Consider the following 15,328-nt stretch of genomic DNA (forward strand, 5'->3'; position numbering starts at 1 on the left):
CGACCCATGCTGCTGCACCACGCCTTCGAATCGAGCTGCGCCCGGCTGCCGGCGAAGACCGCCATCGTTTGCGGCGACGAGCGTGTCAGCTACGGCGACCTTGCCGGGCGCGTCGATGCGCTCGCCTCGCTGCTGCGCAGGCGCGGCGTGGAGCACGGCGACCGCGTGGCGCTGTTCCTCGACAGCAGTGTCGAGTTTGCCGTCGCGGTGCATGCGGTGTTGCGGCTGGGGGCGGTGTTCATGCCGATCTCGCCGCTGACCAAGGCCGACAAGCTGGCCTACATGCTGGGCGATACGCGCGCCGCGGCGCTGCTCACACAGGCCAGGCTGCAGCCGGTCTGGCAGGACGCACTCGAGCGCAGCGCCAGCGTGCACAGCTGTGTCGTGCAGGGCGGTCAGGCCGGCGGCGACCGCGTGCTCGGCTGGCCGACAGGCGCGGCCGCCGGCGACGGTTCCCGCTCGCCGGAGCTGATCGACCAGGACCTCGCCGCCATCATCTACACCTCGGGCACCACCGGCGTGCCCAAGGGCGTGATGCTCACGCACCTGAACATGTGCAGCGCCTGGCGCTCGGTGCAGGCCTACATCGGCTTTCGCGAGGACGACGTGATCGGTCTGGCGCTGTCGCCCTCGTTCAGCTACGGCCTCTACCACGTGCTGATGGCCCTGGGCCTGGGCGCCACGCTGGTGCTCGAGCGCTCGGTGTCCTTCCCGGTCAAGGTGGTCGAGAACCTGGCCCGTGAGCGGGTGACCGTGTTCCCCGGCGTGCCGACGCTGTATTCGTCGATCCTCGGCCTGTCCAACCTCGCCAGCTTCGACCTGTCGGCGCTGCGCATCGTCACCAATGCCGCGGCCGCGCTGCCCGACGAACATGTGCGCCGGCTGGCCGAGTTGCTGCCCGGCGCGCGGCTTTTCTCGATGTACGGCATGACCGAGTGCAAGCGCATAAGCTTCCTGCCGCCCGAGCAGCTGACGATCCGTCCCACCAGCGTGGGCCGGGGCATGCCCAACCAGGAATGCTGGCTGGTCGACGAACTCGGCCGGCGGCTGCCGAACGGGTCCACCGGCGAACTGGTGGTGCGTGGCAGCCACGTCATGCGCGGCTACTGGGAAAAGCCGGTCGAGACCGCCGAGCGGCTCAAGCCCGGTGGCATCGAGGGCGAGCGGGTGCTGTACACCGGCGACATCTTCCGCACCGACGCGCAAGGCTGGCTCTACTTCGTCGCCCGAGGCGACGACATCATCAAGAGCCGCGGCGAGAAAGTTGCGCCGCGCGAGGTCGAAAACGCGATCTATGCGCTGGATGGCGTGCTCGACTGTGCCGTCATCGGCGTGCCTGACGAGCTGCTCGGCCAGGCCGTGAAGGCCTTCGTCACCCTCAAGCCCGACGTCGCCATGAGCGAGCGCGACGTCATCCGGCACTGCCTTGCGAGGCTGGAAAGCTACATGGCCCCCAAATCGGTGGTGTTCATGGACGATCTGCCGCGCACGGATTCCGGGAAAATCCGCAAGTTGGACCTGCGCTGAACACCGAACCGTGTCGGCGCATCACGATCATCACAGGAGAACCTTCATGGCAGACCACAAGGCCGCGCTGCGCCAGTACATCCAGGACAACTTCATCATGGGCAGCAACGGCACGAAGTTCGCCGACGGCGACTCCTTCATGGAGTTGCACATCCTCGACTCGACCGGCTTTCTCGAGCTGATCTCGCACCTCGAGGAGACCTACGGCATCGCCGTGAAGGACGAGGAGATGGTTCCCGAGAACCTCGATTCGCTCAACGCGATCGACGCTTTCGTCGCGCGCAAGCTCGCAGCCTGAAACCGAAAACACGAACGAGGACCGCGCCATGAGCCAACCCACCCTGAGCCCCGACGTGCTGAAGATCGACCTGGCCGCCGAGGCCGACCGCATCGGCCGCTGGATGGTCGACACCCTGTCCAACAAGCTGCACCGCCGCGGCATCGTCGTGGCCATGTCCGGCGGCATCGACAGCTCGGCCTGCGCGGCGCTGGCGGTGCATGCGCTCGGCCCGAAGAAGGTCTTCGGCCTGCTGCTGCCCGAGCGCGACTCCAGCTCCTTCAGCTCGCACCGCGGGCGGATGCTCGCCGAGCACCTGGGCATCTCGTACGAGGTGCAGGACATCGCGCCGGCTCTCGAAGGCCTGGGCTGCTACGAGAAGCGCGACGAGGCGATCCGGCGTGTCTTCCCGGCCTACGGCGATGGCTGGAAGAACAAGATCGTCATCGCCGGCGGCACCGAGCGCGGCATCAACTTCTTCAAGCTGGTGGTGCAGTCGCCCGACGGCCAGATGCACGAAGCCCGGCTGCCGGTGAAGGAATACCTGCAGATCGTGGCGGCCACCAACTTCAAGCAGCGCATTCGCAAGACCATGGAGTACTTCCATGCCGACCGCTTGAACTACGCTGTCATCGGCACACCCAACCGGCTCGAGTACGACCAGGGCTTCTTCGTCAAGAACGGCGATGGCGCGGCCGACCTCAAGCCCATCGCGCACCTGTACAAGACCCAGGTCTACGCGATGGCCCGCCACCTCGGCGCGCCGGAAGAGGTGTGCAACGCGGTGCCCACCACCGACACCTACACGCTCGCGCAGGGCCAGGACGAGTTCTACTTCGCGCTGCCTTACGCGCAGATGGACCTGGCGGTGTGGGCGCACAACCATGGCCGGCCGGCCGCCGAGCTGGCCAAGGCGCTGGGCATCGACGAAGCGCATGCCCAACGCATCTACGGCGACATCGAGGCCAAGCGCCGCACCACCCACTATCTGCACGCACGGCCGGAGCTGGTCGAGCCGATCCCGCAAGTGCACGCCTGAGCGACGCGCTGCCTGTCAGGGCAGCCGTTCGAACGCCTCGCCCAGGCGCTGGATGCGGCCGGTCTCGGCCGCGTGGTAACCCGCCAGCGACGAGATCGCCGCGCGTGAGGCGGGTGATCCGAGCATGGCCAGCACCGCCTGCACGTGCGGCTGCTCCAGGCCGGCGATGCGCAGCGCGAAGAAGTAGCGCTCGCGCAGCAGCGGGATGAAGTGCAGGCCGAAACGCTGCGCCGCGGTCTGCACGCCGATGCCCACGTCGGCCATGCCGCTGGCGATGTAGGCCGCCACCGCGGCATGCGTCAGCTCGGTGTCGTCGAAGCCGAGCACGGCGCTCTCCGGGATGTGTTCGCGCTCCAGCAGCAGCTCAGTGAGCACGCGCGTGCCGGAGCCCTCGGGCCGGTTGACGAAGCGCAGGTCGGGCCGGGTCAGGTCGGCAATGCCGCGCACCTTCTTCGGGTTGTCACGCGCGATGAACAGGCCCTGCGTGCGCACCGCCACGTGCACCAGGCAATGCGTGTCGGCGCGCAGCCAGCGCATGTAGCGTCTCAGCGCGTGGGCTTCGAACTCGCCGATCGGCACGTGCAGGCCGGCCAGGTCGCAGTCGCCGCGGGCGAGCGAGGCGACCGACTCCAGGCTGTTGCGGTAGCGCAGTTCGACCGGCAACTGCGAGGCGTGCATCTGCTCGAGCAGCCGCGCGACGGCAAAGCCGTGGCTGGCGTCGATGCGTACCGCCGAACGCAGCGGCGTCAGGCTGCGGTCGAGGTCGCGCTCGAGTTCCGAGGCCAGCGATTCGAGCAGCGGCGACAGCCGCGCCGCGATGCGCCGGTCGGCCCAGATCAGCTTGTGCGCCAGCTCGGTGAGCGTGGAGCCGCGGCCGCGGCCGGAGTCGATCAGCGCCGCGCCGAACAGCGACTCGGCGTCCTTCACCAGGCCCCAGGCATGCCGGTACGACTGCCCGACACCCCTCGCGGCCTGCGCCAGCGAGCCGGTCTCCTGCACGCCGGCCAGCAGCGCGAGCAAGGCGGCGGTATCGACGCGGGCGCCGCCGGGCGGGCCCACGTCCCACTGGGGACGGAGGGTGATGTTCATTATGCAATCCGGAACATATTGTGCCGCGGTCCCGGCCGTACCCTGCCGGCCCATGAACACGACCGCCATTCCGCTGCAAAAGGTCAGCGACCAGTTGCCGCGCCGCAAGCAGGCCCGCCGCAACGGCCGCAGCGTGGCCACCTCCACGCTCGACGAGGTGCACGAAGCCCTGGGCGCGATGCCGCTGCGCCGCGACCTGCTGATCGAGCACCTGCATGCCCTGAACGACCGCCACGGCCAGCTGCGCAGCGACCACATCGCGGCGCTGGCACAGTTGCTAAAGCTCTCGCAGGTCGAGGTCTACGAGGTGGCGAGCTTCTATCACCACTTCGACGTGGTGCGCGAGGACGCACAGGGCGGCTTCGCCGCCGCGCCGAAGCTGACCGTGCGCGTGTGCAACGGCCTGTCCTGCGAGCTGGCCGGCGCGCAGGACTTGCTGGCAAAATTGCCGAAGCTGCTCGGCGCCGAGGTGCGTGTGCTCGAAGCCCCCTGCGTGGGCCGCTGCGAACAGGCTCCGGTGGCGGTGGTGCACCAGCGCGCCGTGCCGCGGGCCGACGGCGCCACGGTGCAGGCCCTGGTCGAGAAGGATCAGCGCCACGACGCACTCCCCGATGCGCTCGACATGACGGCCTACCAGGCACAAGGCGGTTACCGCCTGCTGCGCGATTGCCACGCCGGCACGCGCGACGTCGAATCGGTCATCAAGACGATGGAGGACTCGGGCCTGCGTGGCCTCGGCGGCGCCGGCTTCCCGGCCGGCCGCAAGTGGCGCATTGTGCGCGCCGAGGCAGCGCCGCGCCTGATGGCGGTGAACATCGACGAGGGCGAGCCCGGCACCTTCAAGGACCGGCACTACCTCGAGCGCGACCCGCACCGCTTCATCGAAGGCATGCTGGTCGCCGCGTGGGCGGTGGGCATCGACAGGATCTTCGTCTACCTGCGCGACGAGTACCACGGCTGCCGCGCGCTGCTCGAACGCGAACTCGCCGCGTTGCGCGCCGATCCGCCGGTGGCCGGGCTGCCCGAGATCGAACTGCGCCGCGGCGCCGGTGCCTATATCTGCGGCGAGGAGTCCGCGATGATCGAGTCGATCGAAGGCAAGCGCGGCATGCCGCGGCTGCGGCCGCCCTACGTGGCGCAGGTCGGCCTGTTCGGCCGGCCGACGCTGGAGCACAACTTCGAGACGCTGTTCTGGGTGCGCGACATCGTCGAGCGCGGCCCGCAGTGGTTCGCGTCCCACGGCCGCCACGGCCGCCACGGACTGCGCTCCTTCTCGGTGTCCGGCCGCGTGCGCGAGCCGGGCGTCAAGCTGGCGCCGGCCGGCATCACGCTGCGCGAGCTGGTCGACGAATACTGCGGCGGCCTGCCCGAGGGTCACGAGTTGTACGGCTACCTGCCCGGCGGCGCCTCCGGCGGCATCCTGCCGGCCTCGATGGCCGACATCCCGCTGGACTTCGACACGCTGCAGCCGCACGGCTGCTTCATCGGCTCGGCGGCGGTGATGGTGCTGAGCAAGAGCGCGGGCCACGTCGACCGCGCGGTGGATGCGGCACGCAACCTGATGCGCTTCTTCGAGGACGAGTCCTGCGGCCAGTGCACGCCCTGCCGTGCCGGCACCACGAAGACGCGCGCGCTGATCGAGAGTGACCGCTGGGACACGGCGCTGCTCGCCGAGCTCTCGCAGGTGATGCGCGACGCTTCGATCTGCGGCCTGGGTCAGGCCGCGCCGAACCCGGTGGACTGCGTGGTCCGCTACTTCCCGCACGAGCTGGGGGCGAAATGAACAAGCCGGTCGACTTCATCGAGTTTTCGCTCAACGGCAAGACGGTGGCCGCGGCACCGGGCGAGACGCTGCTCAACGTCGCCAAGCGTTCCGGCGTGCGCATTCCGCACCTGTGCGCGAAGAACGGCCTCGAACCGGCCGGCAACTGCCGCGCCTGCGTCGTCGAGGTCAAGGGCGAACGCACGCTCGCGCCTTCATGCTGCCGCACGCCCACGCCGGGCATGGCGGTGGACAGCGCCAGCGACCGCGCCGTGGCCGCGCAGAAGATGGTGCTGGAGCTGCTCACCAGCGACGCCGGCGCGGCCAGCGCCGAGCACACCCACGAGTCGGAACTGCTGTTCTGGGCCGACAAGTGGAAGGTTCCGCGCGGCCGCCTGCCGGGTCGCGCCCCGGTGGCGAAGGACGCCTCGCACCCGGCCTTCGAGGTCAACCTCGACGCCTGCATCCAGTGCACGCGCTGCATCCGCGCCTGCCGTGACATCCAGGTCAACGATGTGCTCGGCCTGGCGATGCGCGGCGCGCACGCGAAGATCGTCTTCGACCAGGACGACGCCGTCGTCGCGTCGAGCTGCGTGGCCTGCGGCGAGTGCGTGCAGGCCTGCCCGACCGGCGCGCTGATGCCCGCACGCGGCGCGGGCCTCGCGAAGATCGATCGCGAGGTCGAGTCGGTCTGCCCCTACTGCGGCGTCGGCTGCCAGCTCACGCTGCACGTCGGCCACGACGACCAGGGCGAGGAGAAGATCCACGTCGTCACCGGCCGCGACGGCCCGGCCAACCATGGCCGGCTGTGCGTGAAGGGCCGCTTCGGCTTCGATTACGTGCACAACGAACGCCGCCTCACCGCGCCGCTGGTGCGCCGTGCCGGCGTGGCCAAGGACCCGGCCGACATCGAGCGTTTCAAGCGCGGCGAGCTGTCGCTCGCGGCGCTGTTCCGCGAGGCGAGCTGGGACGAGGCGCTGGACCTCGCCGCTGGCGGCCTGGCGCGCATCCGCGACACCACGCCGCCCGGCACGCCCAGCCGCCTGGCCGGCTTCGGCTCGGCCAAGGGCAGCAACGAAGAGGCCTACCTGTTCCAGAAGCTGGTGCGCACCGGGCTGCGCACGCACAACGTCGACCATTGCACGAGGCTGTGCCATGCGAGCTCGGTCGCTGCCCTGCTCGAAGGGCTGGGCTCGGGCGCGGTGTCGAATCCGGTGGAAGACGTGGCGCAGGCCGATGTCATCCTGCTCATCGGCGCCAACCCGGCGTCCAATCATCCGGTGGCGGCGAGCTGGATCAAGAACGCGGTGCAGCGCGGCGCACGCCTGATCCTGGCCGACCCGCGTGCGACGCCGATGGCGCGTTTCGCGCAATGGCACCTGGCGTTCCGGCCGGACACCGACGTGGCACTGCTGACCGGCATGCTGCACGTCATCGTGGCCGAAGGCCTGGTCGACGAAGCTTTCGTCGCGGCACGCGTGAACGGCTACGAGGCGGTGAAAGCCTCGGTCGCGGAAGCCACGCCCGAGCGCATGGCCGAGATCTGCGGCATCGAAGCGGACACGATCCGCGAGGTGGCGCGGGCCTTTGCGACGTCCAAGGGCTCGATGATCCTGTGGGGCATGGGCGTCAGCCAGCACGTGCACGGCACCGACAACGCGCGCTGCCTGATCGCGCTGTCGCTGCTCACCGGCCAGATCGGCCGCCCGGGCACCGGGCTGCATCCGCTGCGCGGGCAGAACAACGTGCAGGGTGCCAGCGATGCGGGGCTGATCCCGATGATGTATCCCAACTACCAGCGCGTGGTCCGCGACGACGCGCATGCGCACTTCGAGGCGATGTGGGGCACGCCGCTCGGCCGCGAGCCGGGCCTGACGGTGGTCGAGATCATCAAGGAGGCGGCGGCCGGGCGCATCACCGGCATGTACGTCGAGGGCGAGAACCCGGCGATGAGCGACCCTGACCTCGACCATGCGCGCGCCGCCATGGCGCGCCTCGAGCACATGGTCGTGCAGGACATCTTCGCCACCGAGACGGCGATCCTCGCCGACGTCGTGCTGCCGGCCTCGGCCTTCGCCGAGAAGTGGGGCAGCGTGACCAACACCGACCGCTTGATCCAGATCGGCCGCCCGGCGCTCAAGCCGCCCGGCCAGGCGCGCCAGGACCTGTGGGCGATCGAGCAGGTCGGCCGCCGGCTCGGCCTGGGCTGGAACTACTGGCGCGCCGAAGACGGCGACGGCCATGCCGCGGCCGAGGCGCCGACGGCACGTGTCTACGAGGAGATGCGCACCGTGATGGAGCCATTGGCCGGCGTGCCGTGGAGCCGCCTGGTGCGCGAGGATGCGGTCGTCACGCCCGCCGAGCGCGAGGACCAGCCGGGCCACGCCGTCGTCTTCACCGAGAACTTCCCGACCGCCGACGGTCGCGCGATGCTGGTGCCGGCGCGTTTCGTGGCCGGCCCCGAGCAGCCCGACAGCGAGTTCCCGTTCGTGATCTCCACCGGCCGCGTGCTCGAACACTGGCACACCGGCGCGATGACGCGCCATGCCGGCGTGCTCGACGCGCTGGCGCCGGTGCCCACCATCAGCCTGCATCCGGACGATGCGCAGCGCCTGGGCGCCGTGCACGGCAGCGCGCTGCGGGTGGAGTCGCGCCACGGCGCGATCGAAGGCGTGGCCGAGGTGACGCGGGCGGTGAACCCTGGCCACCTGTTCGTGCCCTTCGCCTACTGGGAGGCGGCGGCCAACAAGCTGACCGGTTCGGCGCTCGACGCTTTCGGGAAAATTCCCGGTTTCAAAGTCACGGCGGTGCGAGCTTTCGCGCTGCCGGGATAGGTTCGAGGGATCGGGGCCGGGGCGAGCCCGGGGCATACTCGTAGGATGTACGAGACCCACTTCGGGATCAGCGGGCCGCCCTTCCAGCTCAGCCCCGACCCGAGCTTCTATTTCGACAGCCAGGGCCACCACGAGGCCCTGGCCACACTGCGCCGCGGGCTGGCCGACCCGACAGGTTTCGTGGTCGTCAGCGGCGAGATCGGTGCGGGCAAGACCACGCTGGTGCGCACGCTGCTGGCGGAGCTCGACTCCTCGCGGCTGGTGGTCGGCCAGGTGCTGACGACGCAGCTCGACGACACCGAGCTGATGCGCAGCCTCGTGCTGTCCTTCGGACTGCCGGCGAATGCCGATTCGCCAGGTGCGCTCAACGAGATCCTGCAGAACTTCCTGGCCACGCTGACGCAGGATGGGCGCCGCGCCGTCCTCATCGTCGACGAGGCGCAGAACCTGCACCGCAGTGCCTTCGACTGGCTGGTGCAGATGGAGAAGGGCAAGGTCGCGGGCCGGGCGCCCTTGAAGATCTGCCTGGTGGGCCAGCCGGAGCTGCGCGACCTGGTCGCGTCGGGGGACCTGCTGGCGCTGCGCGAACGTGTCAGCGCGCAGTGCCACCTCGGGCCGCTGGGCCTGAACGAAACCGGTGCCTACATCCGCCACCGCCTGTCCAAGGTCGGCTGGAGCGGCGTTCCCAGCTTCGAGCCCGGCGCCTTCGAGGAGATCCATCGCTGGACGGGCGGCATCCCGCGGCGCATCAACCTGCTGTGCAACCGGTTGATGCTGTCGAGATTCCTGTCGTCGCAGGTCAAGATCGACGTCGAGGCCGTGGCCGCCACGGCGCAAGACCTGCGCGCCGAGATCGGCGACACCTCGGCACCGCCGCCGCCCGCTGCGGCGGCGCCGCCTGCCGCAGCCTCACCGGTTGCCACACCGGCTCCATCTCCCGCACCGGCGTTGCCGGTGTTGCGCGAAGCCGTCGCACCCGCACGCCCCTCGGCGCCGATCAAGGTCAAGGCGCCTGCGCCGGCTCCGGCGCCTGCCGCCGTCGACGTGGATCTGGAAGTCGACATCGGCGAGCCCCTCGGCGCAGCGCAGCCGGCGTTGCCGCCACTGCGCAGTGGCGAGGAGTCGCGCCCCCTGCTGTGCGTGGTCGGCGGGCAGGGCGAGCACGTCAAGGCCGCAGCGCTGATGCATGCCCTCGCGGGCCGGCCCGAACTGCCTGTGACGCTGCTGGTGCGCTGTTACGCCAACAGTGCCTTCGAGCGGCATCGCGACATGTTCGCCGGCCTCGACGTGGCCGGCCGGCTGGTCAGCCTGGGCATCGCCGGGGGCACCTATGCCGGCCGGGCCGCCGAGCTGATGAAGCGCTTCGAGTTCGTCGTCGACCACTGCCAGCCGGCCGCCGTGATCGTGTTCGACGGCAGTGACGCGGCCTTGTCCTGCGGGCTGGTGGCCAGCCGCAAGGGCCTGCCGGTGCTGCACGTGGGTGCCGGCCTGCGCAGCGGCAGCAACGCCGATGCGGCCGACATCACCCGGCGCCTGGCCGACCAGCTCTCCGACGTTCTCTACACCGCCGAGCCGCAGGCCAACCAGCAGCTCGCGCAGGAAGGTGTCGCCAGCGAGCGCATCCAGTTCGTCGGCAACCCGCTCGCCGACGCGCTGCAGATCGCCCTGCGCACCAAGCTGCCGGTGGCCAATCCGCGTGAGCGCCTGGGCCTGCCCGCCAACCTGCTGTCCGACCGCAACGGCTACGGCGTGGTCATCCTCGATGCCATGCCCAACGTGGGCGATCGGCAGGTGCTGTCGGAGCTGATCGCGATCATGCGTGCCGTCGCGCACGACGTGCCGCTGGTCTGGCCGATGCACACGCGCACTCGCGAGCAGCTCTCGCGCTTCAAGCTCGACGCCATCGTCGCCAGCGAGCGCATCGCCACGCTGCCCTCGCAGAGCTACCCGTCGCTCGTACAGCTGATGTCCAACGCCACCTGCGTGATCACCGATTCGTGGAACGTGCAGGAAGAAGCCACCGTGTTGTCGATCCCGTGCCTGACCATCGGTCTCGGACAGGAGCGCGCGACGACGGTGGCGGTGGGCTCCAACCTCGTCGTCGGCCGCAACAAGGCGCTGGCCACGCGTGCCGTGTGGGACTGCATCTTCAACGGCGGCAAGCGCGGCCGCTTGCCCGAACTGTGGGACGGCCACGCCGCCACGCGCATCGCCGAGCACATGTCGGGCTTCCTGCAGGCGCGGCGCAGCGCGCGCAGCAGCGTCACCGCTTGAGCGACGCGAATCGAGGTGGCTTGAGCACCCCTGTGGCCAGCGCGGTACCGAGCAGGATGACGGCGCAGCCGACGGCCATCGCCGCGGTGAGCGGCTCGGCCAGGAACAGCCAGCCCCACAGCACTGCGAAGGCCGGGATCAGGAAGGTCACCGTGATCGCATTGGCCGGCCCGATGTGCGCGATGAGCCGGAAGTAGATCAGGTAGGCCACGCCGGTGCACAGCACGGCCAGCAGCGCCACCATGGCCCAGGCGTGCGCCGAGGGCATCGCCGCCGGCCACCACCACAGCGCCGGCAACGCCAGCACCAGTGCCGCCGAGAGCTGGCTGCCGGCGGCCACCGCCAGCGGCGCCACGCCCTGCAGCCGGCGCTTGGTGTAGTTGGCCGACAGGCCGTACATCAGCGCTGCCGCCAGGCAAGCGACGATGGCCCAGCCGGATCCGCCCGGCTTGAACGAGGCCTTCTCCCAGGCGAGGCCGAGTACGCCGGCGAATCCGATCGCCAGCCCGGCGATGCGCGGCCCGCTTGGCCGGTCCTTCAGCCACAGCCAGCCGAGCACCGCGCCGAACAGCGGTGTCGATGCATTGAAGATCGACGACAGGCCGGCGGTGATCGACAGCGCGGCGTAGCTGAAGCACAGGAAGGGCAGCGCCGAGTTGGTGATGCCGACGACGAAAATGCTGCGCCAGTGGCGGCGTAGCTCGCCGACCTGGCCGCGCCAGCGCAACAGCGGCAGCAGCACCAGTGCGGCGCCGGCGACGCGCACTGCGGAGAGCGCCACCGGGCCGAACTCCGCGGCGCCCAGGCGCATGAACAGGAACGACGCGCCCCATAGCGCGGCGAGGCCGACCAGTTCGCTGAGATCGGACGTCTTCATCCGCGGCCTTCGAGCGCGAGCAGCGCCTGCTTGCGCTGCACGCCGCCTGCATAGCCCGTCAGCGAGCCGTCGCGGCCGAGCACGCGGTGGCAGGGCACGACCAGCGAGGCGGGGTTGCGGCCGACGGCGGCGCCCACGGCCCGCACCGCCTGCGGCGCGCCGATCGCCGACGCGATCTCGCCGTAGCTGCAGGTGCGCCCGGCCGGGATGCGCAGCAGCGCCTGCCACACCGAGCGCTGGAACGGCGTGCCGTGCAGGTCCAGCGGCAGATCGAAGGCGGCCGCCTCGCCGGCGAAGTAGCGCTGCAGCGCCTGCGCGGCGCGGCGCAGCAGCGGGTCGTCGGGGCGCATCGGTGCCTCGAGTTCGCCCGGGTGGTGCTTCTGCCCTTCGAACCACAGCCCGGCGATGCCCGCGGCGGTGCGCGCCACGCGCACCGGTCCGAGCGGGGTGTCGACCAGCGCTTGCGCGGTACAGAGGGTGTTCAAGGTGTCGCTGAGGGTGCTCATGTCGGAGTCTCCAGGCTGTTCCACAGGCGCAGCACGGCGTAGGCGCGCCACGGCCGCCAGGCCTGCGCCTGGGCGTCGGCGTCGCGCTGGTTCTGCGTGCCGAAGAGCAGGCGCATCGCCTTCAGCACGGCCACGTCGTTGGGCGGGAAGGCGTCGGGCCAGCCGAGCGCCCGCATCGCGATGTAGTGCGCCGTCCACGGGCCGATGCCGGGCAGCTCGCACAGCGCGGCGATGAAGTCGTCCGGCGACGCCATCGCCGCTTCGAGTCCGGGCCAGGCCTGCGCCAGGGCGATCAGGGCATTCGCTCGCGTGCGCACGATGCCCAGGCTGGCGACGCTGTCCAGCGTGGCCTCTGCCAGGGCCTGCGGCGAGGGGAACGCGCGCGCGAGCGAGGGCCACGGCGTGGCCAGCGGCGTGTCGAAACGCTCGACGACGCGGCGTGCCAGCGTGCGCGCCGCCGCCACCGTGACCTGCTGGCCGAGCACGGCGCGCACCGCGAGCTCGAAGGCGTCGAGGCTGCCCGGCAGGCGGATGCCCGGCGGCCCGGGCAGGTCGGCCAGCGCGGCGTCGATGCTCGCGGGCGCCGCATCGAGGTCGAGCCAGCGCCGCGCCGCCGCGACGATGCGCGCGCTCGACGCGGCGAGCGCCGGCGCGAAGCGCAGCTGCACGCGGCCGCGCGAGGGGTCGAAACGCGCCTCCACCCAACCCGGCTGCGCGGCCACACTGCCGGCGCGCAGCGTGCGGCGGATCGTCGCGCCGTCGACCTCCTCGATGCCGGGGATGGCGCGCTGCGCGACGAAGCGCAGCAGCGCCGCGTGGTCGAACGGCGCGCGGTAGGCGAGCGTCAGCGTGATCGCATCCGGCGTCGCGTCGGCGCGATCCGGCTCGTCGCCGGCCGCGCCGCGCAAGCGGCTCGGGCTCATGCGGTACTGCTGGGCGAACGCCGCATTGAAGCGGCGCAGGCTGCGGAATCCGCTGGCCAGCGCCACCTGCGCGACCGGCAGCGCTGAATCGGTCAGCAGCTGCTTGGCGAGCAGCAGGCGGCGCGTCTGCAGGTACTGCATCGGCGTGACGCCCTGGTCGGCGGCGAAGATGCGGCGCAGGTGGCGGTCGCTGACGCCGAGCTTCGCGGCCAGTGCGGAGAGTGACGCCGCCTCGCCGCTGGCCGCCTGCGCGTTGAGTTCCTGCGCAGCCTGCCGCGCCAGCGTGCGCGACGCGTCCATCACGCTCCACGGCAGCCCGGCGCCCGGCGCGATCTCGGGGCGGCATTTCAGGCAGGGGCGGAACGAGGCGGCCTCGGCCTGCGCCGGCGTCTCGAAGAAGCGGCAGTTGCGCTGCAGCGGCGTGCGCACGCGACAGATCGGCCGGCAGTACACGCCGGTGGAGGTGACACCGACGAACAGGCGGCCGTCGAAGCGCGCATCGCGGGCGATGAGCACCTGGTAGGCGGCGTCGGGATCGAATGTCATGCGGTCGATTATGGCCAGCGCTCCGCCCGGCGCTGGCCGTTTTCGGACATGCCGTCCGGGTGGCCCGGATCAGCGCTGCAGGACGAGCGAAACGGTCTGCGCGGCGAGTTCGTCGAGTCCGACGCGTTCGCGCTTGCGCGAGTTCGCCTGGTACCAGGTCGCCGAGAAGTTGATCGCGCCGAGGATCATCAGTCGCGCGAGCTTCGGGTCGGCACGCAGAAGGCCGGCGGCGTGAAGTTCGTCGAGTGTGTTCTGCCAGAGTGTGTCGTAGCGGTTCTTCAGCGCGACGATGCGGCGCCGGTAGGGCGCCGGCAGCGAGCGCCAGTCGTACAGCATCACGGGAACGAAGTCACTGCCGGTGTCGTGCAGGATGCCGTAGTGCGTGCGCACGAGGCGCTCGAAGCGCTGCGCCGGCGGCAGTGCGTCGTCGCCGAGGACGGCATGCGCGCGCTCGAGCCCCTGGCGCAGCCCTTCCTCCATCACGGCCATCAGCAGCTCGTGCTTGTTGGCAAAGTGATAGAACGGACTGCCCGACTGCATGCCCACCGCACGCGCGATATCGCGGATCGTGGTGCCATCGAAGCCCTTTTCACGGAACAGCTGTGCCGCGGCGCGCACGAGCTCACCCCTGCGGTTCGGTGTCTCGGAGGTGACTGCAGCCCGGGTTTTCACGCTGACGTGTGGATTAGCGCTTCGCATACAAAGCAACTGCTTGCTTGGCAGCCACAGAATAACAACGCCATGGTGGTGTCGCAATGGCGACAGCCCTCGCAAGCGCCCCGTCCGGAGACCCCGCTTGCAGCTTCTGCAGATCATCATCAGTGGCATCGCGCAAGGCTGCATCTACGGCCTGATCGCGCTGGGCTTCGTGCTGATCTACAAGGCCACCGAAACCGTCAACTTCGCGCAGGGCGAATTGATGATGCTCGGTGCGTTCTGCGGCCTCGGGCTGATGACGATGCTCGGCTTTCCGTTCTGGCTCGCGGTGCTCGCCGCCATCGCCGCCATGGCCGTGTTCGGCATCGCCCTGGAACGTGTCGTCGTGCGGCCCATCCTCGGCCAGCCGGCCTTCTCGGTGGTGATGCTGACCATCGGCATCGGCTACGTCGCGCGCGGCCTGATCACGATGATCCCGACCATCGGCACCGAGACGCACACGCTGCCCGTGCCCTACAAGGACCAGGCCTGGAAGCTCGGCGCGCTGGTGCTCAACGTCGAGCAGCTGGTGGTGATCGCCGCCACTGCCGTGCTGAGCGCGCTGCTGTACCTGATGTTCCGCTACAGCAAGCTGGGCATCGCGATGCAGGCCGCGTCGCAGAACCAGCTGGCGGCCTACTACATGGGCATCCCGGTCAAGCGCCTGAACGGCCTCGTGTGGGGCCTGGCTGCAGCGGTGGCCGCGATCGCCGGGCTGCTGCTCGCGCCGATCACCTTCGTGCACGCGAACATGGGCTTCATCGGGCTGAAGGCCTTCCCGGCGGCGGTGGTCGGTGGCTTCGGCAGCCTGCCCGGCGCCATCGTCGGCGGCCTGGTCATCGGGCTGGTCGAGTCGCTGTCGGGCTTCTACCTGCCCGAAGGCTTCAAGGACATCGCCGCCTACGTCGTCGTGCTGGTGATGCTGGTCGTGCGGCCGAACGGGCTGTTCGGCGAGAAGCTGCGCAAGAAAGTCTGAGT

The 15,328-nt window shown here is 70.3% G+C and carries 12 protein-coding genes; 7 read left to right on the forward strand and 5 right to left on the reverse strand.

The window, feature by feature from the left end; translation table 11 throughout:
• The first annotated feature begins 6 nt into the window (after positions 1–6).
• From HZ992_RS06350 to nadE, 3 genes are read left to right on the forward strand one after another with little or no spacing between them, the layout of a single operon-like run.
• A complete protein-coding gene (locus HZ992_RS06350) occupies positions 7–1,527 on the forward strand; it encodes a class I adenylate-forming enzyme family protein (protein ID WP_209385827.1) in 1,521 nt (506 codons plus the stop codon).
• Positions 1,528–1,573: 46 nt separating this feature from the next.
• Positions 1,574–1,825, forward strand: a complete 252-nt coding sequence (locus tag HZ992_RS06355; RefSeq protein ID WP_209385828.1) for an acyl carrier protein — start codon at positions 1,574–1,576, stop codon at positions 1,823–1,825.
• A gap of 28 nt (positions 1,826–1,853) precedes the next feature.
• On the forward strand, positions 1,854–2,843 hold the full coding sequence (gene nadE / locus HZ992_RS06360) for an NAD(+) synthase (protein ID WP_209385829.1): 990 nt from the start codon (positions 1,854–1,856) through the stop codon (positions 2,841–2,843).
• 15 nt (positions 2,844–2,858) lie between these two features.
• Here the strand turns inward: nadE and HZ992_RS06365 are convergent, their stop codons facing one another.
• Complete coding sequence (locus HZ992_RS06365) at positions 2,859–3,935, reverse strand: substrate-binding domain-containing protein (RefSeq protein ID WP_371816822.1); 1,077 nt, start codon at positions 3,933–3,935, stop codon at positions 2,859–2,861.
• Positions 3,936–3,984: 49 nt separating this feature from the next.
• Between HZ992_RS06365 and HZ992_RS06370 the strand changes: the two genes are divergently transcribed.
• The 3 genes from HZ992_RS06370 to HZ992_RS06380 are packed head-to-tail and all read left to right on the forward strand — an operon-like array spanning position 3,985 to position 10,802.
• Positions 3,985–5,715, forward strand: coding sequence for an NADH-ubiquinone oxidoreductase-F iron-sulfur binding region domain-containing protein (locus HZ992_RS06370; RefSeq protein ID WP_209385831.1), 1,731 nt, complete (start codon positions 3,985–3,987; stop codon positions 5,713–5,715).
• The gene (gene fdhF / locus HZ992_RS06375; protein ID WP_209385832.1) at positions 5,712–8,528 is read left to right on the forward strand and encodes a formate dehydrogenase subunit alpha; all 2,817 of its coding nucleotides are present in this window, start codon (positions 5,712–5,714) and stop codon (positions 8,526–8,528) included. Before HZ992_RS06370 ends, fdhF begins: the two co-directional genes overlap by 4 nt.
• Before the next feature lie 45 nt (positions 8,529–8,573).
• Positions 8,574–10,802, forward strand: a complete 2,229-nt coding sequence (locus HZ992_RS06380) for a UDP-N-acetylglucosamine 2-epimerase (protein ID WP_209385833.1) — start codon at positions 8,574–8,576, stop codon at positions 10,800–10,802.
• On the opposite strand, the gene HZ992_RS06385 is transcribed toward HZ992_RS06380, so the two are convergent.
• The 4 genes from HZ992_RS06385 to HZ992_RS06400 all read right to left on the reverse strand — a co-directional run bounded on the left by HZ992_RS06385 (position 10,792) and on the right by HZ992_RS06400 (position 14,272).
• The gene (locus tag HZ992_RS06385) at positions 10,792–11,679 is read right to left on the reverse strand and encodes a DMT family transporter (RefSeq protein WP_209385834.1); all 888 of its coding nucleotides are present in this window, start codon (positions 11,677–11,679) and stop codon (positions 10,792–10,794) included. The two genes, HZ992_RS06380 and HZ992_RS06385, sit on opposite strands and share 11 nt — an antisense overlap.
• On the reverse strand, positions 11,676–12,185 hold the full coding sequence (locus tag HZ992_RS06390; RefSeq protein WP_209385835.1) for a methylated-DNA--[protein]-cysteine S-methyltransferase: 510 nt from the start codon (positions 12,183–12,185) through the stop codon (positions 11,676–11,678). Before HZ992_RS06390 ends, HZ992_RS06385 begins: the two co-directional genes overlap by 4 nt.
• Complete coding sequence (locus HZ992_RS06395; RefSeq protein WP_209385836.1) at positions 12,182–13,654, reverse strand: Ada metal-binding domain-containing protein; 1,473 nt, start codon at positions 13,652–13,654, stop codon at positions 12,182–12,184. The genes HZ992_RS06390 and HZ992_RS06395 overlap by 4 nt, the downstream gene beginning before the upstream one ends.
• Before the next feature lie 69 nt (positions 13,655–13,723).
• A complete protein-coding gene (locus HZ992_RS06400; protein WP_209385837.1) occupies positions 13,724–14,272 on the reverse strand; it encodes a TetR/AcrR family transcriptional regulator in 549 nt (182 codons plus the stop codon).
• A 178-nt stretch (positions 14,273–14,450) separates the two neighbouring features.
• On the opposite strand from HZ992_RS06400, the gene HZ992_RS06405 reads away from it, so the two are divergent.
• Positions 14,451–15,326, forward strand: coding sequence for a branched-chain amino acid ABC transporter permease (locus tag HZ992_RS06405; protein WP_209385838.1), 876 nt, complete (start codon positions 14,451–14,453; stop codon positions 15,324–15,326).
• Positions 15,327–15,328: the final 2 nt, after the last annotated feature.

The organism is Rhizobacter sp. AJA081-3 (assembly GCF_017795745.1).
GTDB lineage: Bacteria > Pseudomonadota > Gammaproteobacteria > Burkholderiales > Burkholderiaceae_C > Piscinibacter.

Bases quoted from the DNA above. Each gene is read 5' to 3' on its own strand.
- HZ992_RS06350 (WP_209385827.1), top strand. From the start codon at position 7: ATGCTGCTGCACCACGCCTTCGAATCGAGCTGCGCCCGGCTGCCGGCG.
- HZ992_RS06355 (WP_209385828.1), top strand. From the start codon at position 1,574: ATGGCAGACCACAAGGCCGCGCTGCGCCAGTACATCCAGGACAACTTC.
- nadE (WP_209385829.1), top strand. From the start codon at position 1,854: ATGAGCCAACCCACCCTGAGCCCCGACGTGCTGAAGATCGACCTGGCC.
- HZ992_RS06370 (WP_209385831.1), top strand. From the start codon at position 3,985: ATGAACACGACCGCCATTCCGCTGCAAAAGGTCAGCGACCAGTTGCCG.
- fdhF (WP_209385832.1), top strand. From the start codon at position 5,712: ATGAACAAGCCGGTCGACTTCATCGAGTTTTCGCTCAACGGCAAGACG.
- HZ992_RS06380 (WP_209385833.1), top strand. From the start codon at position 8,574: ATGTACGAGACCCACTTCGGGATCAGCGGGCCGCCCTTCCAGCTCAGC.
- HZ992_RS06385 (WP_209385834.1), bottom strand. From the start codon at position 11,679: ATGAAGACGTCCGATCTCAGCGAACTGGTCGGCCTCGCCGCGCTATGG.
- HZ992_RS06390 (WP_209385835.1), bottom strand. From the start codon at position 12,185: ATGAGCACCCTCAGCGACACCTTGAACACCCTCTGTACCGCGCAAGCG.
- HZ992_RS06395 (WP_209385836.1), bottom strand. From the start codon at position 13,654: ATGACATTCGATCCCGACGCCGCCTACCAGGTGCTCATCGCCCGCGAT.